The organism is Kitasatospora sp. NPDC057940 (genome assembly GCF_042887425.1).
Taxonomy (GTDB): Bacteria; Actinomycetota; Actinomycetes; order Streptomycetales; family Streptomycetaceae; genus Kitasatospora.
Genome location: NZ_JBHVPH010000015.1, coordinates 42,871 through 68,900 on the forward strand (window position 1 = coordinate 42,871; position 26,030 = coordinate 68,900).

Below are 26,030 nucleotides of genomic sequence, written 5' to 3' on the forward strand. Positions count from 1 at the left end.
CGCGGTCGGTGGTGCCGGACACATCACGGGCGGTGCGGAGGTGTCGAGCGGAAATACGGAGGAAGGGGAGGCGCCGACGGGGGCCGCCCCGTCCATGGATCGTATCCGTGGAATCCGCGGAATCCGCGGAATCCGCGGAATCCGCGGAATCCGCGGATCACGGAACGGAGGGGAAGGGCCCCGGCCCCGATGTCGTCGCGTTCCTCCATCGGGACCGGGGCCGAAAGGCGTTACCACTCGGGGCGGTTCGCCGTGCTCAGTGCGTCACGTATCCGTCCGGAGCGATGTTGGCGTGCTCCATGTCCTTCCCCTGGTTCTTGCCGCTGGAGAAGATGGAGAACTTCGTTCCCTTCTTCACCTGGACGTCCCATTCGTCCTTGCCGTCCGTCGCCTTCTTCCAGAGGTTGCCGTAGGCATCCTTGAAACCGCCTCCCCTTTCCGGCTTTCCCATCCAGCCCTTCGGCGGGACGAACGGGACGGGGCCTTCGAGGTCGGTCGGCAGGTTGTGCTTGATCGCCGCGGCCCGGAGCTTGGTGTTCGACTTGTATGCCTTCTCGGCGTCGCGGGCCAGCGAGTTGAGCGTGGCAACACCGTCGCTGAGTTTGGTCACCGACATGTGCTTCAGGCTCTGGGCGGCCCACTCCACCCACTTCATGTCGGTCGCCCGCTTGGCGATCTTCTCGTTCTTGGCCAGCAGCTTGGCGATCTTCGCCGGCTTGCTGAGGGCGTCACCCGCGTAGGGGATGAAGCCGACCACGGACAGGCCCGCACCGGTGAAGTCGCCGCGGAAGAGGCTGATGACGCCCGAGGCCCCGTCGCTGATCGGCGTGGGGTCGAAGATCCCGGCGATGTCCAGCGCGAGGGTGGTGGCCTCGGCCAGGGAGATGCCGCCCTCCATGACGAGGTCCTCGTCCGGGTGCTCCGGCTCGTACCCGTCGTCCGCACCGCCCGGATCGCCAGGCTCGGTCGGGGCGGTGGCGTTCGCCTGGGCCTCCTGCCGGGCGAGCTCCATGGCGTGGGACAGCGCCTCGCCCGCGGCGGTGAGCGCCTCGGTGGCACTCTTGCCCGCAGCCACCGCCGAGGCGTACGCCTGGTCGGCCGAGGCGTACGCGGAACGGGCCGAAGCAGCCGCTGCGGTTGCGGAGTTGGCGGCGCGGTGGGCCGACTGGGTCGCCTGGGCGGCCGACTTGCCGGCCGCGGTGGCCGCGTTCTTCGCCGTCGTGGCCGAGGCAGCGGCCCGACGGGCCGAGGCGTCGGCGGCGTTCGCCGCGGCCGAGGCCTGGCCGGCGGCGACGTTGGCGGCGGCAGCCGAGGCGCTCGCCTGCTGGGCGTAGCCCGCGGCCTCGGTGGCGGCACCGCGCGCGGTGGCCGCCGCGGCGGCGGCCTGGGTCGCGTCCTGGGTGGCGGTCGCGGCGATCGCCTTGCCCTCGGCGACCATGCGCTGGACGCTGGCGACGTGGACGGCGTCGGTCTGGTCGCGCTGGGCCGCCACGTACTGGGTGACGGCGACGAAGTCGCGCAGCAGCGGGGCGGGGCCCGAGAGGGCGACCTGGGCCGCTGCGCGCACCCGCGGCCCGCCCTCGGCGGTGAGCCGGAGCGCTTCGACCTTGTCGTCCTCCTCGCGCGCCCGGTGCTGACCGGTGGCGACGAACTCGCGCAGTGCCTCGGTGGTGTTGGTGCCGAGTGCGGCCGAGCCGGCCTCCTTGACCGCCTTGCCACCCGCGTTCATCAGGGCGAGGACCTGGACCCGGTAGTCGTCCTTCAGCACGGCGTGCTGGCCCGTCTCCAGGAACACCGCCTGCTGGTCCGAGGAGGTGTTGAGCGCGGCGAGGGCGGCCGTCCTCAGCGCGGGGGTACCCGTCACGGCCAGGTTGGCGACCTTCGTGTAGTCGTCCTGGGACGCCGCCTCCTGCCGCCCGGTGCCGAGCCACTGCCGGACGTCGGCCTCGGTGCCGGACAGGGCCGCCTCGGCGGCGCGCTCCGTCCACGGCGAGCCGGTCGCCATCAGGTGCACGGCCGCCTTGCGGGCCTTGTCGAGCACGGTCGCGGGCGTGGTGCCGGGCGCGGTGGCCTCGGCCAGGAGCTGTTTGGTCTCCTCGTCCTGGCGCAACGCCTCGGCGCGCTCCGTCACCTGGACGGACTGCTGCTCGGTGTACCGCTGTTTGAGCTCGCCCGCGGCCTCGATGGCGAGGTCGCGGTTGGTCTCCAGGGCGACCTTCTCGGCCTCCCTGGCGGTCTTCTCCACCTGGTCCGCCTGGTTGGCGGCGCCAGTGGCCCGCTCCGCCGCCTTGATGGCGGCGTTCGCGTGCTCGGTGGCGAGGTTGGCCCAGTTGCCGGCCTGGCCGGCATGGTTCGCCGCGTCCTCCGCCGCCTGCGCGGCGGCGGTGGCATGTCCGGCGGATTCGGTGGCAGCGGAACGCGCCTCCTGGGCGGCTGCCAGGGCCTGGGTCGCCATCGTCCTCGCGGTGCCGGCGGCGCTGGCGGCCGTGGCGGACAGGCGGCGGGCCTTGGCGGCGGCCGCGTTCGCCCGCTGGGCCTCGGCCCGGGCGACCGCGCTGTTGCCGCCCGCGTCGGCGGCGGCTTGGGCTGCGGCGGCGGCGTGGACGCCGGCGCTGACGGCCTCGCCGACCGAGGTGAGGGCGTCCGTCAGGGCGCCGACGGCCCGGAACACGGACTCGGCGGCCGTGGTGGCGCCCTGCGCGGCGTCCCGGGCGGTCTTCGCCGCGTCCCGGGCGGCAGCGGCCTGCGACTCGTCCTTCGCCGCGGCGGACGCGGACTGGTAGGCACGGGCAGCCGCCCGTCCCGCCGCGGCTGCGGCGGACGCGGCGGCGGAGGCCGCGGCCGAGGCGGTCCGGGCCGCGCTGCTGGCCGCGTTGGCAGCGTCGATCGCGGTGCGGGCGGCGTTCGCCGCGCTCTCGGCGGCGTCGGCGGCGCGGTGGGCGGCGGCGGTCGCCCGCTGGGCGGAGCCCTGGGCGGCGGCGGTCTCGGAGGCGGCCTTCTGGGCCGCCTCCTTGGCCAGGCGCGCGGCGTCCACCGCACGGCCAGAGGCCTCCTTCGCCGCGGCGGTCTCCTTGCCGGCCTCCTGACCGGCCTGACGGGCGGTCTCGACGAGCTGGCCGACCGTCATGGACTCCTGGTCCTGGGCGCGGGCCGCGTACTGCCCCTCCCGCAGGAAGGCCCGGACGGCGGGGGCTCCGGCGCTCAGGGCCGCGCTGCCCGCGCTCTTCAGCTGCGGGCCGCCGAGGTTCATCAGCCGCAGGGTCTGGACCCGGTCCTCCTCCTCCTGCGCCTTCTGGAGGTCGACGGCGAGGAACTGAGCGATGGCCTCGGGAGAGCCGTCGTTGAGCGCCTTCTGCCCGGCCTCCTGCACCGCGACGCCGCCGGTGTTCATCGCGCGCAGCACGCTGACCCTCCGGTCGTCGGCCAGCGGCTTGGTCCAGCCCGAGGCCAGGAAGGCGTGCACGTCCTGCGGCGTTCCGGCCAGCGCGGTCTGCGCGGCCTCACGCACACCGAGCCCGCTGACGTTCAGCAGTTGGAGGACGGCGAGCCTCTCGTCCGCCTCGGTGGCGACCTTGCGTCCGGTCGTCAGGAAGGCGTCGATGTCGGCGTCGGTACCGACCAGGGCGAGCTCGGCGGCGGCGCGGACGGAGTCGCCGCCCGACTTCCATTCGGCGACGGCCTGGGCCCGCGGGCTCAGCGGGGTCGCACCGGGTGCCGTGTCCGTCGCGGCGGCGACGCCGGAGAGCGACCCGGTGGTGAGCGCGATCGCGGTGGCGACCGTCACAAGACGGAGCGTCAGTCCGTTGCGTGGTCGCGGCGAGGGGGATGCCTTCCAGCGCCCCCCAGGTATCTGCTGTGTCATATCCCCTCGAAAACAAGTCAGTTCGGAAACAGACCGGTCGGGCAGTCAGGCCCGCCCGACCGCACATGATGACACGTCCGACGAAAATTTTGGATACCGATCCTTGACACTTCCTTGGCTGATCGTGGATCAAATAGATATTTTCGGATCATGGTTCGCGATCGGTCACATCGCGGACGCCCCCTCGTCGGCCGGCCCGCGGTAGTGATATCAATGTCCCCGTCAGTTCGGTGGGGGAGAGCATGGCAGGTCCTGGATCGCACGCGTCCGTACGCGGCCTTTGTCCGGGGTCCGCTCGGGCCTTCGCCCCGGCAGGACACCCAGACAGAAAAACCGCATCCATGGGGGGTGAGGAGCCCGAAATGAGGGCCTCTTCTCGAATCCTGGCCGCCGCCGCGACGGCCGGTCTCACGCTTCTCGCCGGCACCACCGGCGTCCCGGTCGCGAACGCGTCGACCACCGGTACCGCACCGTTCACCGTCGAGGACTACTCGTATCCGGGCGCGGACCGAATACTGGCCGATTCGGGCATCCGCCTGAAGTCCGGCAACGGCAACATCACTCTCACCACCTGCTCGTCCGGCGCCGGCCTCCTGCGGATCATGGCGCGCACCCGGGACGACATCTGCTTCCGGATGACCGGCGCGGTCGGCCGCCTCAGCCTCGAGGTGCCGCGGGTACACGGCATCCAGAGCGACGGCGTGCGCGACGTGTCCGTCTCGATGTCCGTCGACGGCGCGACCACGTCGTTCAAGGTCGACAAGAACCTGTGGACAGCGGTCGGCGAGGCCGCCGACCCCCAGAGCCGCCCCCACACCCTGCTGGACATCACCGCCACCGGGCCGGGCCCGGCCAACTCGGGGCCGTCGGACCGCCCCTACGTGGCCAAGCTCGACATCGGAGGCCGCGGCTGCACCGGCACGCTGGTCGACCCGCGCTGGGTGCTCACCACCGCGAGCTGCTTCGCCGACAACCCCGCCCAGTCCCTCACCATCCCGGCGGGCGCCCCGAAGAAGAAGACCACCGCGACGATCGGCCGCGGGGACCTCAACGGCACCGGCGGCCACACCACCGACATCGTCGAGCTGGTGCCGCGCACCGACCGCGACCTGGTGATGGCCCGCCTGGACCTCCCCGCCTACGGCATCACCCCGGTTGCCGTGGCCTCCACCGCCCCGGTCCAGGGCGAGGAGCTGAAGGTCACCGGCTACGGCCGCACCCGGACGGAGTGGGTTCCGGCTGCGCCCCACACGGCGGCCTTCAGCGTCGGCGCCGTCGAGGCCACCGGCATCGACGTGACGGCCAAGGCTCCGGTCGACGCCACTGTCTGCCTGGGCGACGCCGGCGGGCCGGCCGTCCGCGAGGTGGGCGGCAAGGCCGAGGTCGTCGCCGTCACCAGCCGCTCCTGGCAGGGCGGTTGCCTCACCGCCACCGAGCCGCGCACCGGCGCCTACGAGACGCGGGTGGACGACCTCGGACCGTGGATCACGGCGTTGCAGGGCCGGCGTTCCGCCGCCGCCTACGAGGCCGGCACCGGCCGTCTGCGCTTCGCGGACTTCGACGGGGACGGCAAGCCCGACTACCTGACGGTCGAGGACAGCGGCGCGGTCAAGGTCTGGCTGAACCGCGGCGGCGACCAGGCCGGCGGTTGGCAGGGCATCGGTCAGGTCGCCATCGGCGTCACCAACGACCGCACCCGGGTCCGCTTCGCCGACTTCGACGGCGACGGCAAGGCCGACTACATCGTGATCAACCCCGACGGCTCCGTCAACGTCTGGCTCAACCGCGGCGGCGACCAGGCCGGCGGTTGGCAGCCGATCGGGCGGGTCGCCGCGGGCGTCACCAACCGACAGGACCAGGTCCGCTTCGCCGACTTCGACGGCGACGGCCGCAGCGACTACCTGGTCATCGACGACAGCGGCGCCATCAAGGTCTGGCTGAACCGCGGCGGCGACCAGGCCGGCGGTTGGCAGGGCATCGGCCAGATCGCCACCGGCGCCACCAACGACCGTGCCCGGGCCCGCTTCGCCGACTTCGACGGCGACGGCAAGGCCGACTACATCGTGATCAACCCCGACGGCTCCGTCAACGTCTATCTCAACCGCGGCGGCGACCAGGCCGGCAGCACCGGCTGGGACTTCCTCGGCCGCGTCGCCACCGGTCTGACGACGGACAACAACTCCGTCTTCCTCACGGACTTCACCGGTGACGGCCGCGCCGACTACCTCTGGAACCCCGGCGACGGCACCACCAACGCGTACGCCAACAAGGGCGGCGACGGCCGCGGCGGCTGGGAGTTCCTCAGCCGGATCGCCAGCGGCGCCTGAGCCCGCGCCCCACCTCCCCGGGCCGTTCCGCCCCCACCGCCGCGCGGTGCCGGGCGAAACGGCCCGGGGCTTGACGGCAGCGGATTCACCATCCGCGCGGCCGGGCCCGCTCGACCGCCACGAGCAGCGGCCGCTCAGGCCCGGCCCGCGTTCCCCTGATCTCCCCAGAACTGGACACCCCGTGAAACGTGCCTCCCTGATCACCCTGGCGGCCCTCGCCACAGCCCTGACCTCCGGCCCCGCCGTCGTTCCCGCAGCGGCCGCGCCCCAGGCGGCGGCCTCGGCTCCGGCGCCGACGGCTCCCCCCATCAAGGTCATGCCGCTCGGCGACTCGATCACCGACGGGGCCGGCAGCACCAGCGGAGCCGGCTACCGCGCGCCCCTGTGGGACCTGACCGCCCAGCAGTCCTCCTACACCGTCGACCTGGTCGGCACCAACAGCTCGGGCTCCGTCGCGGACCCCGACCACGAGGGACACAGCGGCTACCGGATCGCCCAGGTCCGCGCGGACATCGACCGCTGGCTGTCCGCCGCCGACCCCGACGTCGTTCTCCTGCACCTCGGCATCAACGACCTGAAGTGGGATCCGGCCGCCGACCCGGTGCAGTCCGCCCACCAGCTGTCCGAGCTGGTCGACCGCATCTTCGCCGACAAGCCGGGCGTGACCGTCGTCGTGCAGGGCCTGCTGACCGCGACCCCCGGCCTGGAGCAGCGGACCGCCCGGTTCAACCGCGAGTTCGCCGCCCTCCAGGAGCAGGGCCAGAGCACGGCCGGCGGGCCCGCCGGACGGCACCTCCGGTACGTGGACCCCGCGAACCTCGACGCCGCGACCGACCTCCCGGACCAGTTGCACCCCAACGACAACGGGTACCGCAAGATGGCGGAGGTCTTCCACCGGGCCCTCGACCAGGTCGTCGCCGACGGCTGGGCGTCCCGCCCCACAGCCCCCCGTGCCGGTACCGAGGCGGGCGGCAGCGGGCGCGTGCGCTGGGCCGACTTCGACGGCGACGGCAAGCCCGACTACCTGACGGTCGAGGACAGCGGCGCCGTCAAGGTCTGGCTGAACCGCGGCGGCGACCAGGCCGGCGCCGGCGGCTGGCAGAGCGTCGGCCAGATCGCCACCGGCGTCACCAACGACCGCACCCGGGTCCGCTTCGCCGACTTCGACGGCGACGGCAAGGCCGACTACATCGTGATCAACCCCGACGGCTCCGTCAACGTCTGGCTCAACCGCGGCGGCGACCAGGCCGGCGGTTGGCAGGGCATCGGTCAGGTCGCCGCGGGCGTCACCAACCGACAGGAGCAGGTCCGCTTCGCCGACTTCGACGGCGACGGCCGCAGCGACTACCTGGTCATCGAGGACAACGGCACGGTCAAGGTCTGGCTGAACCGCGGCGGCGACCAGGCCGGCGCCGACGGCTGGTACGGCATCGGCCAGATCGCCACCGGCGTCACCAACGACCGCACCCGGGTCCGGCTCGCCGACCTCGACGGCGACGGCAAGGCCGACTACCTCCTGATCAACCCCGACGGCTCCGTCAACGCCTGGCTCAACCGCGGCGGCGACCGCCACGGCGGCTGGCTCCCCATCGGCCGGATCGCCACCGGCGTGACTGATCGTCAGGAGCTGGTCACCTTCGTGGACTTCGACGGTGACACCCATGCCGACTACCTCCGGACGGAAACCGGTGGAGCCGTCACGGCCTACGCCTACCGAGGGGGCGACAGCGCCGGAGCCGGCGGGTGGGCCGGCCTCGGCCAGATCGCCGGCGGCGCCTGACCGGTCCGGGGCCTGCGGGAACGCCTCCGCCGCAGGCCCCGGCACCCCTGTGCCGGCCGTGGCCACGACCTCGCCGTCCGGCTGCCCTGGGCGCAGCAGCCCGAGGATGCGCTGCTGCGCAAGGAACGCGCTTGGCCGCCCGACCCCGCCCTGCGGCTTCCCCCTGCCCGCCGTCGTCCCGTAGGGCCGTGCCCCGCGCCGCAGCCGCTCCGGCGGACCGCCACAATGGCGCCATGAGGATGATCCACACCCTGGCCGGCGCCCTGCTGCTCCTGCTCATCGTCGGCAGCATCCTGCGCACGCTGGTCGTCCCGCGCGGGCTCTACTCGGCGCTGGTCAGCCGGCTCTGGCGGGTGCTGCGGACCGTGCTCCGGCTCTACGCGACGCCGTTCCGCGGCTACCACGCGCAGGACCGGGCACTGACCTGGCTGGCACCGCTGATCCTGCTCGGCATGCTCGGGATGTGGCTCAGCGGCATGCTGCTCGCCTACACCCTGCTGCTGCACGGCACGTCCGAGCTCAGCTGGTCGGTGGCCATCCGGGAGGCCGGATCCAGCCTCTTCACCCTCGGCTACGCCAGCGGCGAGCGCCTGCAACTCTCGGCGATCGACTTCATGGCCGCCGCCAGCGGGCCGCTGGTGATCGCCCTCCAGATCGCCTACCTGCCCACCCTCTACGCCGCCTACCAGCGGCGGGAGACCGAGGTGACCCTGCTCCAGTCCCGGGCCGGCGAGCCCGCCTGGGGCCCGGAACTGCTGGCCCGGCAGTCCCTCGTCGACACCGAGACCGCCCTCCCCCAGCTCTACCGGGACTGGGAGCGGCTCGCCGCCGACATCGGCGAGAGCCACTCCAACTACCCGGTGCTGCTGTCCTTCCGCTCCCCGCAGCCGAACCGCAGCTGGGTGGTCGGCCTGATCGCGGTGCTCGACGCGGCCGCCCTCCACCTGGCGCTCTGCCCGCGCTCGGCCCCGCCCGAGGCCCGCCTGGTGCTGCGCGCGGGCTTCACCGCGCTGCGCGACATCGGCCGCTCCGTGCGGATCGACTTCGACCCGGACCCTGACCCGGACGTCCCGATCCGCCTGACCTACACCGAGTACATCGGCGCCGTCGCCATGATCACGTCCGCCGGTTTCCCCCACGAGCGCCCGGTCGACGAGGCCTGGCAGCACTTCCACGGCTGGCGCGTCAACTACGAGGCGCTGGCCTACGAACTCGCCCGCCGCGGCGACGCCGTCCCCGCCCTGTGGACCGGCCCGCGCGACTTCCACGCCCCCGTCATCCCCCCGGCCCGCCCCACCGACCGCCGCCCGGGCCCGACGCAGCCCGCACCGCCGCCGGTCTGAGCTCCGTGGACGGTCGTCAGACCGCGACCGGTGTGCCCGTGGTCAGGGAGTGTTCGGCGCCGGCCAGGATTTCGACCACGCGCAGGCCGAACTGCGCGTCGCAGGGGTGTGGTTGGCCGGTGGCGGCCGAGGCCTGGAGGGCGTCCAGGGCGCGGTGCAGGGCGGCGGTCGGGCCCTCGCCGCGCTCGGGCAGGTGGGCGACGCCGTGCTCGCCGCGCAGTTCCAGGCCGACACCACCGGCGCCGACCGGCGCGGTGAGGCTCAGTGCCAGGGTGCTGGAGGCGCCGTCGGCGTGCCGCAGTACCAGGTGGACGGTGTCCAGCGGGCCGGCCACCGCCGTGACCTGCGTCGCGTCGCCGAGCACCGGCAGCAGCACCGACAGCGCGTGCGGGCCGACGTCCCACAGCGCGCCCTTCTCCTCGCGCCACGGCGAGGCCGCGTACGGGCTGGTGCTGCCGGGGGCGAACACCGAGCCGAGCCAGTCCGAGCGGCCGGTGAACCAGCCGCCCAGGCCCGCCTGCTGCTCGATCCACGGGATCTGCTCCCCGCCGAAGCGGACGGTGAAGAAGACCACGGAGGCGACCTCGTGGGCCCGGACGGCCTCGGCCACGGCCTGCGCGTCCGGCACGGTCAGCGCGACCGGCTTGTCCAGCAGCAGGTGGCAGCCGGCCTGGGCGGCCCGTACCGCGAGGCCCGCCTGGACGGTCGGCGGCAGCGCGATCGAGACCGCGTCCACCTCGGCGAGCAGCTGGTCGAGGTCCGCGTAGCCGGGGACGCCGTACGCCCCGCCGAGGGCCGTGGCCGCCTCCGGCCGACGGGCCCAGACGCCGGTGAACTCCAGCCCGGGGTGCTCGGCGAGGACGGGTGCGTGCACCCGCTCCGCCCAGGGGCCGGCGCCCAGCAGTCCGATCCGCACGATGTCTCCGTTCCTCTGTGGTGCGTGAAAGTGGTACGTGAAAAAGGTTCAGCTCTGCACGCGGGCCAGCGTGAAGCCGTCGTAGCCCTTGCTGCCGACCGTCTGCACCGACGTCGCGGTGACCCTCGGCTCGGCGGCGATCAGGTCGTGCAGGGCCCGGGTGCCGACCACCCCCGGGTCGGTGCTGTCCGCGTCGGCGACGGCGCCGCCGCGCACCACGTTGTCGACGATGATCAGCGAGCCGGGCCTGGTCAGCTGGAGCGCCCGCCGGAAGTACTCGGGGTTGCTGGGCTTGTCCGCGTCGATGAAGACCAGGTCGAAGGGCTCCACGCCCTGCTCCACCAGCGCGGCCAGCGAGTCGGCGGCCCGGCCGAGCCGCACCTCGGCGACCTTCTCCAGCCCTGCGCGCGCGATGTTCCCCTGGGCGACCTCGGCGTGCTTCGGGTCGATCTCCAGGGTGATCAGGGTGCCGTCCGCGGGCAGCGCCCGGGCGAGCCAGATCGCGCTGTACCCGCCGAGCGTGCCGACCTCCAGGATCCGCCGCGCGCCCTGGGTCAGCGCCAGCAGGTGCAGCAGCTTGCCCTGGTTGGGGGCGACGGCGATCTTCGGCAGCCCGGCCGCGTCGGCGGCGGCGGCCGCGGCCTCCAGCGCCGGGTCGTGCCCCACCAGCTGCTCGGAGAAGTACGCGTCCACGGCATCCCACGTCGACTGGGTCATCGGGCCCTCCAGTTGTGCATGATCGGCAGGTACCCGCCGATGCTACTCCGGGGGCCCGACTGCCCCTCCGTACTCAGTGCGGACGCCTCGTCGCTCCGCTCTGCTTACTCCGCGACGGGCGCCTTGGCGGCGGTCGCCGCGGCGGCCGCCTCCTCCGCCTCGATCTTGGCGTGGGTCTTGGCGGCCCGGCGCTTCATGAACCAGGCCGAGGCGCCGCCGACCAGCACCGCCGCGGCCAGGCCCGCCCAGGAGAAGCGGGACAGCCAGGGCTCGATGCTCTTGCCGACCTTGTAGACCAGCAGCGTCGTGCCGCCGGCCCAGACGATGCCGCCGAGCACGTTGGCGATCAGGAACTTCCAGTACGGCATCTTCAGCGCGCCGGCGAGCGGCCCGGCGAAGATGCGCAGCAGGGCGATGAAGCGGCCGAAGAAGACCGCCCACATGCCCCACTTCTGGAAGGAGCGTTCGGCGGTGGCCAGGTGGGACGGCCCGAAGTGCTTGGGGAACTTCCGTCCGAGCTTCTCGAACAGCGGCTTGCCGCCCTTGCGGCCGATCGAGTAGCCGATCGAGTCGCCGATGATGGCCCCGAGGATGGCGACCACCGCGATCCACTCCGGGCTCACCACACCCTTGACCGCCATCAGGGTGGCCGTGACCAGCGCGATCTCGCCGGGCAGCGGGATGCCCAGCGACTCCAGTCCGATGATCAGGCCGACCAGGGCGTACACCGCTGTCGGTGGGACGCTCTCGATCCAGGCGTCGATGTGCAAGGCCAGTACCTCCGTGGCAGGTCGGAACCGGCGCGGCCCTCAGCGGTGCCGCGCGCCGGTTCCGGCGGTTGTCCGATGGCGGCAACGCGGCCGCTTCCCCATAAGGGCAGCCTAACGTGCCGGGCGGCCTGTCCCCCCGGCCGATCACCCGTGGTTACGACGTGCGGTGGTGCCCCATGGTTCCCGCTTGACCAGCCGTTCTTCAAGATCCGGCAAAGCGAAGTGCGACCACGGAGGGCCGCGCGTTCACCCGGCGCACGAGCGGCAGCAGGGCGCGGAGCAGGCCCCGCCCGCCCTCCGGGTACACCTCGCGCACGTCGGTCACCGCCGGGTGCGCGGTGGCCAGCTTGCGGCGCTCGTCCGCGTCCATGCCGAACGGCATCGGCGGGGCCTGGTAGTGCCGGGTCCGCAGCTTGCCCTGGACGGTCCGGGCGCTGACCCAGCGCGGCACCGCGTCCAGCACCATCGACCCGCCGGGGAACCGCTCGGCGCAGGCCGCGATCAGTGCCCGCACCTCCTCCGGCCGCAGGTACATCAGCAGGCCCTCGGCGCAGATCATCACCCCGCGGGCCGGGTCCACCTCGTCCATCCAGCGCGGGTCGGTGACCGGGCAGGCGAGGATCCGGCGCCGCTCGTCCGGCGGCAGCAGCCGCTCCCGCAGCGCGGCCGTCTCCGGCAGGTCCACCGCCAGCCAGTCCGCCCGGCCGTTGTCGACCCGCCACGCCTGGGTCTCCAGGCCGTCCCCGAGGCCGACCACGGTGCCGCGCGGGCAGCGGGTCAGGAAGTCCGCCACCTCACGGTCGAAGCAGGCCGCCCGCAGCGCCTGCAACTGGCTGACCAGCGCGCCCTCCCCGAAGCGTTCCGCGAACGGGAAGTCGATCCGGTCGACCAGTTCGACCGCCTTCGGGTCCTCCAGCACCGTGTCCGGCCGACGCGCCTCCACCGCGCGGTGCCACAGCGTCCACAACGCCGTCTCCGGCACCTGCGCCAACTCCGGCCGCTCCCCGCCGCTCATCGCTCACTCCTTCGGATGTGCTCCGCGCCGGACCTGCTCCGCGCCGGACGTGTTCCGCGCTCGGCGTGCCCCACGCTCGACGTGCTCCACGATCGAGGTGCTCCACGCTCCGGCCCGAACCCGCCGATTCTGACACCCCGGACGCGGGGACGCTCGGGCCGCCGCGCCGCTCAGCCGATGCTGAACGCGCCGTCCGGCGGGGGCGGGGAGTCGGTGGCGTCGGCGTCCGTGACCGGGGCGGTGCGGCCGACCAGGGCGGCCAGGTCGGCGCCGTCGGTGAGGCGGGCCGGGAAGATGTCGCCGGCCAGCAGCCGGGTGAGCTCGGCGGCCGGGAGCGGGGCCGTCGAACCGGCGAGCAGGATGTTGCCGTACCGGCGGCCGCGCAGCACCGGGGCCTCGGCGACCAGGCAGGTGTACGGGAACACCGCGCCGACCGTCGCGGCCTGGGCCCGGGCGAAGGCCAGCGGCGGGCCGTCGGCCAGGTTGGCGGCGTAGCAGCCGCCGGGGCGCAGGGCGGCGGCGGCCAGCCGCAGGAACTCCACCGAGGTGAGGTGGGCGGGGGTGCGCGAGCCGTGGAAGACGTCCGCGATCACCAGGTCCAGGCTGCCGGGCGGGGTCTCGGCGAGGGCGGCGCGGGCGTCGCCGACGGTCGCGCTGATGTCCGCGCCGGGCCCCTGCCAGGGCAGGTGCTCGGCGACCAGGTCGAGCAGCGGCCCGTCCACCTCGACCACCCGCTGGCGCGAGCCGGGGCGGGTGGCGGCGAGGTAGCGGGGCAGGGTGAGCGCGCCGCCGCCGAGGTGCAGCACGTCCAGCGGCTGCCCGGCGGGGGCGAGGGCGTCGGCGAGGTGGCCGAGCCGCCGGGTGTACTCGAACTCCAGGTGGGTCGGGTCGGCGAGGTCGACGTAGGACTGCGGGGTGCCGTCCAGGGTGAGCAGCCAGCCGCCGTCCCGGTCGAGGTCCGGCATGAGCTTGGCGAAGCCGAGGTCGGTGTGGCGCCCGACCGGCACCGGTTCGTCGGTCACCGGCTCGTCCGTCGCCGAATCGTCCGGCACCGGCTCGTCCGTCACGCGCTCTCCCCCACGGCCTGGGCGTCCACCGGACGGACGTCCCCCGGTCGGACGTCGAGGTAGGCGGCGAGCCAGCGGTCCAGTTCGGCGAAGGCCCGGGTGCGGGCGGCCTCGCCCGAGAGCACCAGGTCGTGCATGCCGCCCTCGATCCGGACGATGGTGACGTGCCGGCCCAGCCGCGGGCCCTGGCCGGCGATGTCGTCGGCGCGCAGCACGGCGTCCGCGTGGTGCAGCGCGTTGTGCCACTTGGTGGTCGTGATCGACCTGGTCGACGCCATCAGCAGTACCGGCACGTCGATCCCGAGCCCGTGCCGCAGCTGCCGGTGGCCCTGGTGGATGGCGGACAGCCAGCCCGCGTACAGCGGGAAGCCCTCGGGGCGCTTGAGGGTGAGGTCGAAGTCCCACTCGCCCTCGTGGTCCTTGTGCAGGCTGTGCGTGTAGTGCGGGTTGAGCGTCGACGGCAGCACGCGGGTGGGCGCCAGCCGGCCGATCGCGGTGACGGCCGGGCCACCGACGGTCCGCACGGCGGGCGCGGCCGGCATCGACAGGAAGGGGCTGTTCAGGAACAGCCCCTCCACCAGGCCGCGCCCCGAGCGCCGCCCGGCCCACAGCGCGCCGATCAGCCCGCCGGTGGAGTGCCCGTTCAGCAGCAGCCGCCGGTGCCCGTCCACCTCGCGGACGATCCGCACCGCCTCGTCGATCTCCTCGTCGTACTCGGCGAGGTCGCGCACGAAGTTCGGCGACTGGTGCGGGCGCAGGGAGCGGCCGTACTTGCGCAGGTCCAGGGCGTAGAAGGAGAACCCGAGCGCGGCGAAGTGGTCGGCGAGGTTGGTCTGGAAGAAGTAGTCGTTGTACCCGTGGATGTACAGCACGGCCCGCTCCGCCCCCGGCACCAGACGGCGCACCAGCGTCGCGCAGACCTCCCCCTCGGCGTCCGGCCGCAGCGTCAGCTCGGCCGTCTCGTAGGGGGCACCCAGGATGTCTTCCCGAAACTCCATCTGCGCCGCACCCGTCCTCGTGCTCGACCTGCCGTCCGTCGCAGGTGCTCTTGATCCAGGACCCCGACAATACCGGCCGGTAGCCCGGGGCCGCCCGTCGGGCACCGCTCTGCCGGGCACCGGTGTGACCCGGCCGTCCGCGCCTCCTGATCGCTCCCCGTGCGCCTGCTGTGCGCCGGTGGTCATGTGGAACGCTACCCGGACAGATCCAACTCCGGTTGTCACGCAGGCGAGTTGAGGAGAACACATGCCGCAGGCCGGCCACACCGATCCGTCGCTGTACCGTTCGGCCGCCGAGGCGATCGCCGCGCCACCGGAGACGCTGGCGTACGTCGCCGGGTTCGACCGGGCCGGGGAGCGGCCGGACGCGCTGCTCACCGTGGACACCGATCCGGCGTCGGCGAGCTACGGGAAGGTCCTCAACTTCGCCGAACTGCCGACGCTGGGCGACGAGTTGCACCACTTCGGCTGGAACGCCTGCTCCAGCGCGCTGGCGCACGCCTGCCACGAGAACCCCGAGCGGCGCTACCTCCTCCTCCCGGGCCTGCGCTCCTCGCGGCTGCACGTGATGGACACCCGGCCCGACCCGGTGCGGCCGCGCCTGGTCAAGACCGTCGAGGCGGCGGAACTCGCCGCCAAGGCCGGCTACTCCCGCCCGCACACCCTGCACTGCGGGCCGGACGGGGTGTTCCTGTCCTGCCTGGGCAGCGGGGACGGGAACGACGGGCCCGGCGGGGTGGCGCTGCTGGACCACACCACCTTCGAGGTGCTGCGCGCCTGGGAGACGGAGCGCGGGCCGCAGCACTTCGCGTACGACGTCTGGTGGCACCTGGGGACGAACGTCGGGGTGACCAGCGAGTGGGGCACGCCCTGGATGGTGGAGGGCGGGGTCGTCCCGGAGCTGCTGCTGGGCCGCAAGTACGGGCACGCGCTGCACTTCTGGGAGCTGGACTCGGGGCGCCACCTGCAACGGGTCGACCTCGGCGACCAGTACCAGATGGTGCTGGAGCTGCGCCCGGCGCACGATCCGCAGGCCGAGTGGGGCTTCGCCGGGGTGGTGACCAACGTCGAGGACCTGTCCGCCTCGGTCTGGCTCTGGTACCGGGAGGGCCCGGCGTTCACCGCGCGCAAGGTGATCGAGATCCCCGCCGAGCCCGCCAAGCCGGAGGACCTGCCGCCCGCGCTGCAACCGTTCGGCGCGGTGCCGCCGCTGATCACGGACATCAACCTGTCGGTGGACGACCGCTGGCTGTACGTGTCCGCGTGGGGCACCGGCGAGCTGTTCCAGTACGACGTGTCGGACCCGTTCCACCCCCGGCTCGCCGACTCGGTGCGGCTGGGCGGGGTCGTCGCCCGCACCCCGCACCCGGCCGCGCCGGGGCGCCCGCTGAGCGGCGCCCCGCAGATGGTCGAGATCAGCCGGGACGGGCGCCGGCTCTACCTCACCAACTCCCTCTACGGCGCCTGGGACGACCAGTTCTACCCGGACGGCATCGATCCGTGGATCATCAAGCTGGACGCCGACACCGAGGCGGGCGGGCTGAGCGTCGACGAGCGCTTCTTCCCGCACGGCGCCGACTTCCGGGGCCTGCGGGTGCACCAGACCCACCTCGCCGGCGGCGACGCCTCCTCGGACTCCTACTGCTACCGGTAAAACGTCCGGCGGCGGGGGCGTCCAGCGGCAGGCCGTACGACTGCCGGCAGGACGTCCGACTACCGGCAGGACTTGCGACTACCGGTAGGCCGTACGGCTACCGGCAGGACGTACGGCTAGCGGGCGAGCGCCTGATCGTAGCGGACCTGGGCCAGGGGCAGCCCGGCGGCGAGCAGTTCGGAGCGGACGGAGGCGACCATGCCGGCCGGGCCGCTGACGCAGGCGAGGTGCTCGCGCCAGTCCCCGGCGCCCGCGACGGCGTCGGCGAGCCGGCCTGCGGTGACCGGGGTGAGCGCCAACCAGGGCTTGTGCAGGCCGAGTTCGGAGAGCGCGGACCAGTCGTAGAGGTCGCTGCGGTCCCGGGCGCCCACGAACAGGTGGACGCGGCGGCCGCGCGGGCGCTGGGCGGCCTGCTGCTCGACGATGGCCTTCATCGGGGCCAGGCCGGTGCCGCCGGCGACCAGCAGCAGGTCACGGGTGTCGTCCTCGGGCAGCAGGCCGCCGCGCGGCGGGCCGAGGCGCAGCCGTTCGCCGACGGCGGTGTGTTCGACGAGGGCCGCGCTGACCCCGTCCGGCCCGGTGCGCCGGACGTGGAACTCCAACTCGTTGTCGGTGCGCGGCGCGCAGCCCATCGAGTACTGCCGCCAGGTGTGCGGGAGCGCCGGGTGCTCGACCGTGCCGTACTGTCCGGCCCGGTACGGGTAGGGCTCGCCGGTGCGCACCCGCAGGACGGCGAGGTCGGGACGGCGGCGCTCGTGGCCGGTCACCACGGCGTGCCAGTACGGGGGTTCGGTGAGCGCGGAGTCGGCGCCGGCCGTCATCGCCGCGACGGCGAAGCGCAGCATCCGGACCCAGGCCGCTTCCGTCTCCTCGGTCCACCGGGCGGCCGCCCGGTGCCGGATCGCCGCGCACAGGGCTTCCTCGAAGGCCTCGTAGTGGACCGGCCGGACGCCCAGTTTGCGGTGGTCGCGCCCGAGTTGGCGCAGGGTCGAGGCCAGTTCGGCCGGGTGGTGGAGGTGGTCCACCAGGTGGCGGAGGATCCGCTCCAGGTGGGCCTGCTGGAACTCCATCGAGGCGGGGAAGAGCGGACGCAGGTAGGGGCGGCGGCGGAACATCACCGCGTAGAGGTGGTCGATCAGTTCGGAGAGCGGTTCGAGCAGGTCGAGGTCGCGCCGGATCAGCCGTTGGTCGGCGGCGCCGTCGTAGCCGTCGTGGTCGCCCGGCCCGCCGGTGCCGGCGTACCCGCCGGAGCTGGCCGGATCGGGCGCGAACGGCGAGGCGGGGGTGAGGAGTTGGCGGCGGAGCCGCATCGCGTGGTGGCGGGCGATCAGCCGGTCGTACTCGGCGGTGGTGCCGCTGGTGGTGATTCCGCTGGTGGTGGTGTCCATGACCCGCCCAGTCAATCGCCGCCCGGTTACCGGCGAGAAGGGCCGATGGCCCCGATCGGACCCGGGACCATCGACCCCTTGACGGAAGGGCCCGACGGAAGGGCCCGGCGGGAACGGCCTGGCGGAAGGGCCCGACGGAACGGCCCGGCGGGAAGCCGGGCAGGGAGGCCCCGGGCCGCTACCGGGCGGGATCGGCCGGGGTCGCCTCGGCGGGCTCGGGGTGGAACTCGGTGGCCGCCCAACTGGCCAGCAGGCGCAGGGATTCGGCGGAGCTGGAGCCGGGCTCGGCATGGTAGGTGACGAGCATCTGGTCGACGTCCCCGGCCGGGCGCAGCGTCTCGTACTGGAGGTCGAGCCGGCCGACCACCGGGTGGTGCAGCCGCTTGGTGCCGTGGCCCTTGTCCTGGATGCTGTGGGCGGCCCAGAGGCGGCGGAAGTCGGCGCTCTTGAGGGAGAGTTCGCCGATCAGCGAGGCGAGCCTGGGGTCGTCCGGATCCCGTCCGGCGTCCAGCCGCAGCATGCCGACGACGTCGGTCGCCTTGCCGTCCCAGTCCTCGTAGAGCTCCTGGGAGGCCGGGTCGAGGAAGAGCTGCCAGGCCATGTTGCGCTGCTCGGGCGGCATCGCGGCGAAGTCGCCGAGCAGGGCGGTGCCGAGCCGGTTCCAGCCGATGATGTCCAGGCGCCGGCCGAGGACGTACGCGGGCACGCACTCCATCGCGTCCAGGAGCTGCTGGAGCGCGGGCCGGACCCGCTGCGGGCGGGCGGCGGCCCGGCCGGGGCGGCGGCGGGCGGGCCTGGTGAGCCGGCCGAGGTGCTCGCGCTCGGCGGGGCTGAGCCGCAGCACGCGGGCGATGGCGTCCAGGACGGCGGCGGAGACGCTCTCGCCGTGGCCCTGTTCGAGCCGGGTGTAGTAGGCGGTGCTGACTCCGGCGAGCAGGGCCAGCTCCTCGCGGCGCAGGCCGGGCACCCGCCGCCGGGTGGTGCTGTCCGGCAGGCCCACGTCCTCGGGGCGCAACCGGGCGCGGCGGGATCGGAGGAACTCGCTGAGTTCGGTGCGCTGGTCCATGTCTGCAGTATGCGGGGATCCGGGCGGCGGGGGCGGGGGGCAGGGTGATACTGCCGTGCGTACGTTCCGTGGTCGTACGTCCGGGGTCCCTACGCGTGCCGTACGTACGAAGAGCTCTGGTCTGGCTGGTCGCGCCGCACCGGAGCAGGCTGGAAGCATGACGAACTCGACGAACGCAACGACGACGAGCACCACCGAGGGCACCACCCGCACGGTCGCCGCCTACGCCGCGGCGCGGCCCGACTCCCCGCTGGAGAAGACCACCGTCACCCGCAGGGCGGTGGGCGAGCACGACATCGTGATCGACATCAAGTTCTGCGGCATCTGCCACTCCGACATCCACCAGGTCGGCGAGGACTGGGGCACCGGCATCTTCCCGATGGTCCCGGGCCACGAGATCGCCGGCGTGGTCACCGAGGTCGGCCCGGGCGTCACCCGCTGGCGGGCCGGCGACCGGGTCGGCGTCGGCTGCATCGTCGACTCCTGCCGGGAGTGCGACAACTGCCGGGCCGGCCTCGAGCAGTACTGCACCGGCGAGGGCGGCACCGTCTTCACCTACAACAGCGTCGGCCACGACGGCCGACCGACCTACGGCGGCTACTCCTCGAAGCTGGTCGTCGACGAGGCGTACGCGCTGCGCATCCCCGACAACCTGCCGCTGGACGCCGCCGCGCCGCTGCTGTGCGCCGGCATCACGCTGTACTCGCCGCTCGCGCACTGGGGTGCCGGGCCGGGCAAGAAGGTCGCGATCGTGGGCCTCGGCGGGCTCGGCCACATGGGCGTGAAGCTCGCCCACGCCATGGGCGCGGAGGTCACCGTGCTCAGCCAGTCGCTGCGCAAGCGCGAGGACGGGCTGAAGCTCGGCGCCGACCACTACCGGGCCACCTCCGACCCGGCCACCTTCACCGAGCTCGCGGGCACCTTCGACCTGATCGTCAACACGGTCTCCGCCGACCTCGACCTGAGCGCCTACCTCGGCCTGCTGCGCACCGACGGCACCATGGTGCAGGTCGGCGCGCCGGAGAAGCCGGTCACGGTGAACGCGCACGCGCTGCTCTCCGGCCGCCGTTCGCTGGCCGGTTCGATGATCGGCGGGCTGCCGGCCACCCAGGAGATGCTGGACTTCTGCGGCGAGCACGGCATCACCGCGGAGATCGAGCTGATCCGTGCCGAGCAGGTCAACGAGGCCTACCAGCGGGTGCTGGCCGGCGACGTCCGGTTCCGCTTCGTGATCGACGCCGCGACGATCTGACCGTCACGGCCCGACCGGCACGATCCGGGCGTCACGGCCTGACCCCGCACTCCCCCGTACCCCGACGCCCCGCCCTCTGGTGCTCTCCCATCACCAGGGGGCGGGCGCCGTCGGGGCGCGGGGCGTCGCGGGTCAGACCCCGGCCGGGTCGGCCCCGGCGCCGGCCGTGCCCGCTCGGGACGACCGGCGTTCCTGGCGCCGGTCCTCCCGCCGCTGCCGCCCCCGGCGCAGCGGCTGATCGGGCAGCCAGCCGAAGGTGAGGCAGGCGCCCACCAGTCCGAGCAGCATCCCGATCACGAAGCCGCCCAGGTTGGAGGTGAGCCAGCTCGCCAGCGCGGCGAGCACGGCGAGGATGGAGTAGAACAGCCGCTGGGCCGGGTTGAACAGGATCAGCAGGCCGCACAGCACCATCACCGCCGGCACCAGGTAGCCCGCCAGCCCCTGCATCCCGATGTGCAGGACGACGGGCAGCGGGGCACGCAGGGTGAACAGGATCTCGGCGCCGCCGAGCAGCACCAGCAGCCCGCCCCAGAACGGCCGCTGGCCCCGCCAGTCGCGTTTGACCGGTCGGGTGGTGGCGGGAGCGGGGGCGGGAGCCGTCCCCACGGCCCCCTCCGCGACGCCCTCGCCGGAACCGGCCGGCTCCGGTACGGACTCCGTCATGGTCAGCAGCCCTGGGAGCTGAAGCTCAGCCGCAGGTTGGGCAGTTTGAACCCGACGGCGGTGCTCGCGTAGTTGTGCTGCTTGAGGTTCGTCAGCACGACGGTGTCGGCCTGCTGCCCGAAGACGCCCGGGTTGCCCTTGCCCGCGTTGCCGGCCTTGGTGTACGTGCTGGCGTCGCCGCCGATCTCGATGTTGGTGAACGCCGCGTCACCGGACAGCATGTCCGAGTCGGTGGTGAGGTCGGTGGCGGAGACGGGGGTGCCGGCGTCGCCGGCGTGGATCACCAGGTTGACGCCACCGAGGTCCACGCTCTGGCACAGGTTGGTGATCTCGGCCTTCTTGATCGCCGAGACCGCGACCAGCACCTGACCTCCGGTGGAGCCCTGGTTGGGGCTGTCGGGGATCATCGAGTCCAGGCTGCCGAACTGGGCGAAGCCCTTGCCGTCGAGTTTGTCCGCGGTGATCGTGAACGGCATGCCGCTGATGGAGAACTGGGCGGCGAGTACGCCCTGGGCGGTGAGGGCCATCAGGACGGCGCCCGCCGCGACGGCCGGAACGGCCATCCAGGCGCTGCGCTTGAGCCGTACCCGCCCTCTCCTGGTGCCGGTCGGCGTCTCCGGGGTCTCGGCCGCGGCGGCGGCGTCCTCGGACATGGCCATGTGTGCTCCCTGTTGGGTGGGTGGGATGTGCAGGCACTGGCACGGTGCCCTGGCGCGGACAGCGTTCCACGGCCCGACCGGGCCGCCCGCCCCTCGGCAGCGGGGCGGGCACGGTCAGGCCGCGCTTTGAGTAACTGGGAAGCTACTGCCCGGTAGTGGCCGGGTCAATACAGGTGCACGAAGGATCTTCACCGATCGGCAACCCGAGCCGCACGGCCGCCTGCGCCGGGCCGAGGAAGGGTGCGAGACAGAACATGCTCAACACCGGCAGGAGTTCCGGAAGTTGAACAGTCCGGCCGGAGTCGATCCACCGGTGGAGCGCGCTGTAGACCCCGCCCACCACGGCATCCACCAGCTCCACGACCCGCACGCCGCCCAGTGGTTGGGGCACCTCGGCGAAGAACGCCCGGAACCGGGTGAGGAGTTGGTCCCGCTCTCGGCGGCCGGCCGGTCCGACCGCCTCGATCTCGATCACCGCCATGGTCGCGAAGGCCGGTGTCCCCGCCAGCAGATGGAGCATCGCGCCGAGCGCCTGCCGGATCCCGGCGCACCAGTCGGACTCCGCCGCGAAGGCCGCCGCCATCCGCCGGACCACCACCCCGGTGCCGTGCCGGTGCGCGGCCAGGAAGGCGTCCTCCTTGCCGCTGAACAGCTCGTAGAAGACCGGCCTGGTCACCCCGGCCGCGCGGCAGATGTCGCTGACCGTGGCGTGCTGGTAGCCGCGCGCGGCCACCGTCTGGACCAGCCCGTCGAGCAGCCGCTCGCGCTGGGTCGCGGCCACCACGCCCGGGGGCAGCCGGCTCGGGCCGCGCTTGATGGACCGGGCCGGATCACGACCGGCCCGCGCGCCCGGCAGCAGGATCACGTCGGCACTTCGGAGGTGTTTCCGTTCCATCACCAACTCCTGTTACCCGTATTGACATTGACGCAACATCGGGTTTACAACACTGACAGGTTTCCAACCGGTGGGCGACCCTGTCACCACCGGACGACCTCCAGGGGCTCCGGCGGCCCCGGGCGAGCAGCCCGGGCCACGGGACCACGAGCGGACGCAGGCCCGCGGCGGTGGCAGCCGCCGACGTGCACTCCTGCACTCGCAGCGCACGTCCGCACCTTCACACCGCTGTGCCGTACGAGCGGGCCCGTGGCGCCGGGCCCGCCGCACCACGGCCCCGCGAAGCCCCCGGCACGCCACGCCCACGCACCTCCCCCGCCGTGCACGCCACCACACCCGCACCGGCGGGCCACCCCCACCCGTCTCCGTACGGAGAGAGGTCACCCTCATGCGCTTTCGCCGCACGCTCGGTACCGCGGCCCTCGCCGCCCTCGCCTTCACCTGCGCCGCCGTCGCACCCGCCCAGGCCGACGGCTCCGCGGTGCTGACCACCGGCAGCAGCAGCGGCCCGGACGTCGCCGTCGGCGACGTCCTCACCGCCAGTCTGGTCTCGGGCACCACCGCCACCTTCTACAGCAGCGCCAGCGGAACCAGCGGCATCAGCTGTGCCAACTCGGCCTTCTCCGCCACCGTGACGGCCAACCCGGCCGCCCCCGGCAGCGCGGTCGAGCAGCTCAACACCCAGACCTTCGGCTCCTGCTCCTCCAACGTCCTCGGCGTCACCGGCGTCAAGAGCATCACCGTCAACAACCTGCCGTTCACCAACACCGTCGGCGACGGCCCCGGCAACCCGGTCGCCCTCACCCCCGGCGCGGCCGGCGCGATGAAGACCACGGTGGTGCTCAACACCATCCTCGGCAGCATCAACTGCGTCTACCAGACCACCACCGGGATCAACGGCACCACCTCGAACACCGGCAACACCATCGGCTTCTCCTCCCAGCCGTTCAACCTGGTCTCCGGCTCGGGCCTGTGCTTCTCGACCGGCTGGTTCAGCGCCACCTACGGCCCGGTCACCGACACCTCGGTGGCGGGCAGCCCGCTCATCTTCGTCAACTGACGACCCGAGGGGCCTTCACCGACTGACGTCCGGTCGGACCTCGTCGACTGACGGACGGGGCCGGCGGGAACAGCCGGGCGGCGTACGGCGACCGTGGTCACCGTACGCCGCTCCGGCGCGCCCGCATTCCGCCCGCGCGCCCGCACGCCCGCCAGGTGATCCAGAAGCACGCCACGGCCCCGGCCCGGCTCAACCCCCGTCACCCCGCCGAACCCCCCGAGACAGCGAAGTGACCGGCCGGTAGGGTGCTGCCGCACGGACACGGCCGACAGGAACAGGGCGGGCAGATGAGCGGCAGCGGCGACGGCACGGGGTTCTTCGCATCGGTGGCGGACACCGCCGAGCAGCTGGCCGCCACCGGCTACCTGGCCTCCACCGCCGTGGCCACCACCGTCTTCCTCGCCGACCGGCTCGGCAAGCCGCTGCTGGTCGAGGGCCCGGCCGGGGTCGGCAAGACCGAACTCGCCAAGGCGGTGGCCGCGATCGGCCGGGCCCGGCTGGTCCGGCTCCAGTGCTACGAGGGCATCGACGAGGCCCGCGCGCTCTACGAGTGGAACCACGCCAAGCAGCTGCTGCGGATCACCGCCGGCCGCGACGAGGGCTGGGACCAGGCCCGCACCGACATCTTCGGCGAGGAGTTCCTGCTCACCCGCCCGCTGCTCACCGCCATCCGCGGCGACGAGCCCACCGTGCTGCTGATCGACGAGATGGACAAGGCCGACGTCGAGGTGGAGGCGCTGCTGCTGGAGGTGCTCAGCGACTTCCAGGTCACCGTGCCCGAACTCGGCACCATCGCCGCGAGCCGCCGCCCCTTCGTGCTGCTCACCTCCAACGCCACCCGTGAACTGTCCGAGGCGCTGCGCCGACGCTGCCTCTTCCTCCACCTCGACTACCCGGACGCCGAGTTGGAGCGGCAGATCGTCCGGCTCAAGGTGCCCGGCCTGGACGACACGCTGGCCGCCTCACTGGTCCGGGTGGTCGGCGCGCTGCGCGCGATGGACCTGCGCAAGGCGCCGTCCGTCGCCGAGACCATCGACTGGGCCCGCACCCTGCTGGCGCTCGGCGCGGACACCCTCGACGAGGCGGTCGTCCAGGACACCCTCGGGGTGATCCTCAAGCACCAGGACGACATCCGGAAGGCCGCGCAGAAGCTCACCCCCGCATGACCACCGCCCCGCCCCCGGCCGACACCGCCGCCCGGCTCACCGGCCTGGTCCGCGCGCTGCGCGGGCACGGCCTGCGGATCGGCCCCGCCGAGACGGTCGACGCGGCCGCCGTCCTCGACGTCCTCGGGCTCGCCGACCGCGAGCAGATGCGAGCCGGCCTGGCCGCCGCGCTGCTGCGCTCGGACACCCAACGGGCCGTCTTCGACGCCACGTTCGACCTGTTCTTCCCGCTCGGCGTCGGCACCCCCGAGGCCGTCCGCGCCGACCCGCCCGCACTCCCGGACGACCCCCGGCCACCGCGCCCCGGCCGGCCCGACCCGCTGCGCGACGACCTGCGCGAGCGCCTCGCCGCCGCCCTGGCCGCCGACGACCGGGCCACCCAGGCCCGGTTGGCCGGCGAGGTGGTGGAGGCCTTCGGCCGGTACGGCGCCGGTGCCACACCGGCCTCGGACGGCTGGTCGGCCCACCAGGCGCTCGGTCGGCTCGCCCCCGAGACCCTGCTCGCCCGGATCCTCGCCGCCCTGCGCGAGCGGGCCACCGCCCCGGACCTGTCCGACCGCGTCCTCGCCGACGAGATCCGCCGCCGCATCCAGGACTTCCGCGCCCTGGTCGCCACCGAGGCCCGCCGCCGGGTCGCCGAACTGCGCGGCGCCGAGCGGATCGCCGAACGCGCCGTCGCACCCACCGCCGACCGGATCGACTTCCTCGCCGCCGGCCGCGACCAACTCGCCGAACTACGCCGCACCGTCCACCCGTTGGCCCGCAAGCTGGCCACCCGGCTGGCCGCCCGGCGCCGCCGCGCCGCACGCGGACGGATCGACCTGCGCCGCACCCTGCGCCGCTCGCTGTCCACCGGCGGGGTTCCGCTGCGCCCGGCCTACCGGCTGCGCCGCCCGGCCCGGCCGGAACTGGTGCTGCTGTGCGACGTGTCCGGCTCGGTGGCCGGATTCGCCGACTTCACCATGCTGCTGGTGCAGGCGATGCGCGAACAGTTCAGCAAGGTACGGGTGTTCGCCTTCGTGAACCGCACCGCCGAGGTCACCGCCCTGCTGGCCCGCGGCGACGCCGACCCGGCCCGGCTCGCCGCCCGGATCCTCACCGAGGCCAAGGTGATGGGCCACCACGGCAACAGCGACTACGGCTCCGCCCTGGGCGAGTTCGCCGAACGGCACCTGGACGCCGTCGGCCCGCGCACCAGCGTGCTGATCCTCGGCGACGCCCGCAACAACCACCGCGACCCGAACCTGGACGCGCTGCGCCGGATCGCCGGCCGGGCCCGGCGGGTCCACTGGCTCAACCCCGAGCAGCCCGCCCTCTGGCCGACCGGCGACTCCGCCGCAGCCGACTACGCGGGCGTCGTGCAGATGCACTCCTGCCGCAACGCCCGCCGCCTCGGCGAACTGATCGCCCGCCTGCTGCCGCTCTAGGAAGT

Annotated in this window: 20 protein-coding genes; 8 read left to right on the forward strand and 12 right to left on the reverse strand. The window is 73.5% G+C overall.

Going from position 1 to position 26,030, the window contains the following annotated elements:
- Nucleotides 1–256 precede the first annotated feature (256 nt).
- Entirely contained in the window at nucleotides 257–3,784 is a 3,528-nt protein-coding gene (locus tag ACFVTF_RS22405; protein ID WP_387815874.1) for a chemotaxis protein, read from the reverse strand.
- 440 nt (nucleotides 3,785–4,224) lie between these two features.
- On the opposite strand from ACFVTF_RS22405, the gene ACFVTF_RS22410 reads away from it, so the two are divergent.
- The 3 genes from ACFVTF_RS22410 to ACFVTF_RS22420 all read left to right on the forward strand — a co-directional run bounded on the left by ACFVTF_RS22410 (nucleotide 4,225) and on the right by ACFVTF_RS22420 (nucleotide 9,312).
- Complete coding sequence (locus tag ACFVTF_RS22410; RefSeq protein ID WP_387815876.1) at nucleotides 4,225–6,189, forward strand: FG-GAP-like repeat-containing protein; 1,965 nt, start codon at nucleotides 4,225–4,227, stop codon at nucleotides 6,187–6,189.
- Between the two features lie 181 nt (nucleotides 6,190–6,370).
- Complete coding sequence (locus tag ACFVTF_RS22415; RefSeq protein WP_387815878.1) at nucleotides 6,371–7,969, forward strand: FG-GAP-like repeat-containing protein; 1,599 nt, start codon at nucleotides 6,371–6,373, stop codon at nucleotides 7,967–7,969.
- A gap of 233 nt (nucleotides 7,970–8,202) precedes the next feature.
- The gene (locus tag ACFVTF_RS22420) at nucleotides 8,203–9,312 is read left to right on the forward strand and encodes a hypothetical protein (protein ID WP_387815880.1); all 1,110 of its coding nucleotides are present in this window, start codon (nucleotides 8,203–8,205) and stop codon (nucleotides 9,310–9,312) included.
- A gap of 16 nt (nucleotides 9,313–9,328) precedes the next feature.
- Here the strand turns inward: ACFVTF_RS22420 and ACFVTF_RS22425 are convergent, their stop codons facing one another.
- The 6 genes from ACFVTF_RS22425 to ACFVTF_RS22450 all read right to left on the reverse strand — a co-directional run bounded on the left by ACFVTF_RS22425 (nucleotide 9,329) and on the right by ACFVTF_RS22450 (nucleotide 14,795).
- Nucleotides 9,329–10,228: a Gfo/Idh/MocA family protein gene (locus ACFVTF_RS22425; RefSeq protein WP_387815882.1), complete on the reverse strand. Its 900-nt coding sequence runs from the start codon at nucleotides 10,226–10,228 to the stop codon at nucleotides 9,329–9,331.
- A 48-nt stretch (nucleotides 10,229–10,276) separates the two neighbouring features.
- On the reverse strand, nucleotides 10,277–10,945 hold the full coding sequence (locus ACFVTF_RS22430; protein WP_387815884.1) for an O-methyltransferase: 669 nt from the start codon (nucleotides 10,943–10,945) through the stop codon (nucleotides 10,277–10,279).
- Between the two features lie 104 nt (nucleotides 10,946–11,049).
- A complete protein-coding gene (locus tag ACFVTF_RS22435; protein WP_363373283.1) occupies nucleotides 11,050–11,715 on the reverse strand; it encodes a DedA family protein in 666 nt (221 codons plus the stop codon).
- Between the two features lie 202 nt (nucleotides 11,716–11,917).
- Complete coding sequence (locus tag ACFVTF_RS22440) at nucleotides 11,918–12,730, reverse strand: class I SAM-dependent methyltransferase (RefSeq protein WP_387815886.1); 813 nt, start codon at nucleotides 12,728–12,730, stop codon at nucleotides 11,918–11,920.
- Nucleotides 12,731–12,900: 170 nt separating this feature from the next.
- On the reverse strand, nucleotides 12,901–13,695 hold the full coding sequence (locus ACFVTF_RS22445; protein WP_387816088.1) for a spermidine synthase: 795 nt from the start codon (nucleotides 13,693–13,695) through the stop codon (nucleotides 12,901–12,903).
- A gap of 98 nt (nucleotides 13,696–13,793) precedes the next feature.
- Nucleotides 13,794–14,795, reverse strand: coding sequence for an alpha/beta hydrolase (locus ACFVTF_RS22450; RefSeq protein ID WP_387815888.1), 1,002 nt, complete (start codon nucleotides 14,793–14,795; stop codon nucleotides 13,794–13,796).
- Nucleotides 14,796–15,042: 247 nt separating this feature from the next.
- Between ACFVTF_RS22450 and ACFVTF_RS22455 the strand changes: the two genes are divergently transcribed.
- Nucleotides 15,043–16,449, forward strand: coding sequence for a selenium-binding protein SBP56-related protein (locus tag ACFVTF_RS22455; protein WP_387815890.1), 1,407 nt, complete (start codon nucleotides 15,043–15,045; stop codon nucleotides 16,447–16,449).
- 116 nt (nucleotides 16,450–16,565) lie between these two features.
- Here the strand turns inward: ACFVTF_RS22455 and ACFVTF_RS22460 are convergent, their stop codons facing one another.
- Nucleotides 16,566–17,837, reverse strand: coding sequence for a globin domain-containing protein (locus ACFVTF_RS22460; RefSeq protein ID WP_387815892.1), 1,272 nt, complete (start codon nucleotides 17,835–17,837; stop codon nucleotides 16,566–16,568).
- 178 nt (nucleotides 17,838–18,015) lie between these two features.
- Nucleotides 18,016–18,903, reverse strand: a complete 888-nt coding sequence (locus ACFVTF_RS22465; protein ID WP_387815894.1) for a helix-turn-helix domain-containing protein — start codon at nucleotides 18,901–18,903, stop codon at nucleotides 18,016–18,018.
- Between the two features lie 157 nt (nucleotides 18,904–19,060).
- On the opposite strand from ACFVTF_RS22465, the gene ACFVTF_RS22470 reads away from it, so the two are divergent.
- Nucleotides 19,061–20,155, forward strand: coding sequence for an NAD(P)-dependent alcohol dehydrogenase (locus ACFVTF_RS22470; RefSeq protein WP_387815895.1), 1,095 nt, complete (start codon nucleotides 19,061–19,063; stop codon nucleotides 20,153–20,155).
- Nucleotides 20,156–20,287: 132 nt separating this feature from the next.
- On the opposite strand, the gene ACFVTF_RS22475 is transcribed toward ACFVTF_RS22470, so the two are convergent.
- The 3 genes from ACFVTF_RS22475 to ACFVTF_RS22485 form a co-directional block, all read right to left on the reverse strand.
- Complete coding sequence (locus tag ACFVTF_RS22475) at nucleotides 20,288–20,818, reverse strand: DUF6114 domain-containing protein (RefSeq protein ID WP_387815897.1); 531 nt, start codon at nucleotides 20,816–20,818, stop codon at nucleotides 20,288–20,290.
- A 2-nt stretch (nucleotides 20,819–20,820) separates the two neighbouring features.
- Nucleotides 20,821–21,477 carry a DUF6230 family protein gene (locus ACFVTF_RS22480; RefSeq protein ID WP_387815899.1) on the reverse strand — a complete coding sequence of 219 codons (657 nt, stop codon included), beginning with the start codon at nucleotides 21,475–21,477 and terminating at the stop codon, nucleotides 20,821–20,823.
- 142 nt (nucleotides 21,478–21,619) lie between these two features.
- Complete coding sequence (locus ACFVTF_RS22485; protein WP_371515726.1) at nucleotides 21,620–22,372, reverse strand: TetR/AcrR family transcriptional regulator; 753 nt, start codon at nucleotides 22,370–22,372, stop codon at nucleotides 21,620–21,622.
- A gap of 388 nt (nucleotides 22,373–22,760) precedes the next feature.
- On the opposite strand from ACFVTF_RS22485, the gene ACFVTF_RS22490 reads away from it, so the two are divergent.
- The 3 genes from ACFVTF_RS22490 to ACFVTF_RS22500 all read left to right on the forward strand — a co-directional run bounded on the left by ACFVTF_RS22490 (nucleotide 22,761) and on the right by ACFVTF_RS22500 (nucleotide 26,025).
- Nucleotides 22,761–23,432, forward strand: a complete 672-nt coding sequence (locus tag ACFVTF_RS22490; RefSeq protein ID WP_371515727.1) for a Tat pathway signal sequence domain protein — start codon at nucleotides 22,761–22,763, stop codon at nucleotides 23,430–23,432.
- A gap of 287 nt (nucleotides 23,433–23,719) precedes the next feature.
- Nucleotides 23,720–24,598 (forward strand): AAA family ATPase, encoded by an 879-nt coding sequence (locus ACFVTF_RS22495; RefSeq protein WP_387815901.1) that lies wholly within the window; start codon nucleotides 23,720–23,722, stop codon nucleotides 24,596–24,598.
- Complete coding sequence (locus tag ACFVTF_RS22500; protein ID WP_387815903.1) at nucleotides 24,595–26,025, forward strand: VWA domain-containing protein; 1,431 nt, start codon at nucleotides 24,595–24,597, stop codon at nucleotides 26,023–26,025. Before ACFVTF_RS22495 ends, ACFVTF_RS22500 begins: the two co-directional genes overlap by 4 nt.
- The last annotated feature ends 5 nt before the right edge of the window (nucleotides 26,026–26,030 follow it).

Excerpts from the sequence above, each read along its gene's own strand:
- ACFVTF_RS22410 (WP_387815876.1), top strand. The coding sequence starts at position 4,225 with ATGAGGGCCTCTTCTCGAATCCTGGCCGCCGCCGCGACGGCCGGTCTC.
- ACFVTF_RS22420 (WP_387815880.1), top strand. The coding sequence starts at position 8,203 with ATGAGGATGATCCACACCCTGGCCGGCGCCCTGCTGCTCCTGCTCATC.
- ACFVTF_RS22430 (WP_387815884.1), bottom strand. The coding sequence starts at position 10,945 with ATGACCCAGTCGACGTGGGATGCCGTGGACGCGTACTTCTCCGAGCAG.
- ACFVTF_RS22440 (WP_387815886.1), bottom strand. The coding sequence starts at position 12,730 with ATGAGCGGCGGGGAGCGGCCGGAGTTGGCGCAGGTGCCGGAGACGGCG.
- ACFVTF_RS22445 (WP_387816088.1), bottom strand. The coding sequence starts at position 13,695 with ATGCCGGACCTCGACCGGGACGGCGGCTGGCTGCTCACCCTGGACGGC.
- ACFVTF_RS22450 (WP_387815888.1), bottom strand. The coding sequence starts at position 14,795 with ATGGAGTTTCGGGAAGACATCCTGGGTGCCCCCTACGAGACGGCCGAG.
- ACFVTF_RS22455 (WP_387815890.1), top strand. The coding sequence starts at position 15,043 with ATGCCGCAGGCCGGCCACACCGATCCGTCGCTGTACCGTTCGGCCGCC.
- ACFVTF_RS22460 (WP_387815892.1), bottom strand. The coding sequence starts at position 17,837 with ATGGACACCACCACCAGCGGAATCACCACCAGCGGCACCACCGCCGAG.
- ACFVTF_RS22465 (WP_387815894.1), bottom strand. The coding sequence starts at position 18,903 with ATGGACCAGCGCACCGAACTCAGCGAGTTCCTCCGATCCCGCCGCGCC.
- ACFVTF_RS22470 (WP_387815895.1), top strand. The coding sequence starts at position 19,061 with ATGACGAACTCGACGAACGCAACGACGACGAGCACCACCGAGGGCACC.
- ACFVTF_RS22475 (WP_387815897.1), bottom strand. The coding sequence starts at position 20,818 with ATGACGGAGTCCGTACCGGAGCCGGCCGGTTCCGGCGAGGGCGTCGCG.
- ACFVTF_RS22480 (WP_387815899.1), bottom strand. The coding sequence starts at position 21,477 with ATGGCCATGTCCGAGGACGCCGCCGCCGCGGCCGAGACCCCGGAGACG.
- ACFVTF_RS22485 (WP_371515726.1), bottom strand. The coding sequence starts at position 22,372 with ATGGAACGGAAACACCTCCGAAGTGCCGACGTGATCCTGCTGCCGGGC.
- ACFVTF_RS22490 (WP_371515727.1), top strand. The coding sequence starts at position 22,761 with ATGCGCTTTCGCCGCACGCTCGGTACCGCGGCCCTCGCCGCCCTCGCC.
- ACFVTF_RS22495 (WP_387815901.1), top strand. The coding sequence starts at position 23,720 with ATGAGCGGCAGCGGCGACGGCACGGGGTTCTTCGCATCGGTGGCGGAC.
- ACFVTF_RS22500 (WP_387815903.1), top strand. The coding sequence starts at position 24,595 with ATGACCACCGCCCCGCCCCCGGCCGACACCGCCGCCCGGCTCACCGGC.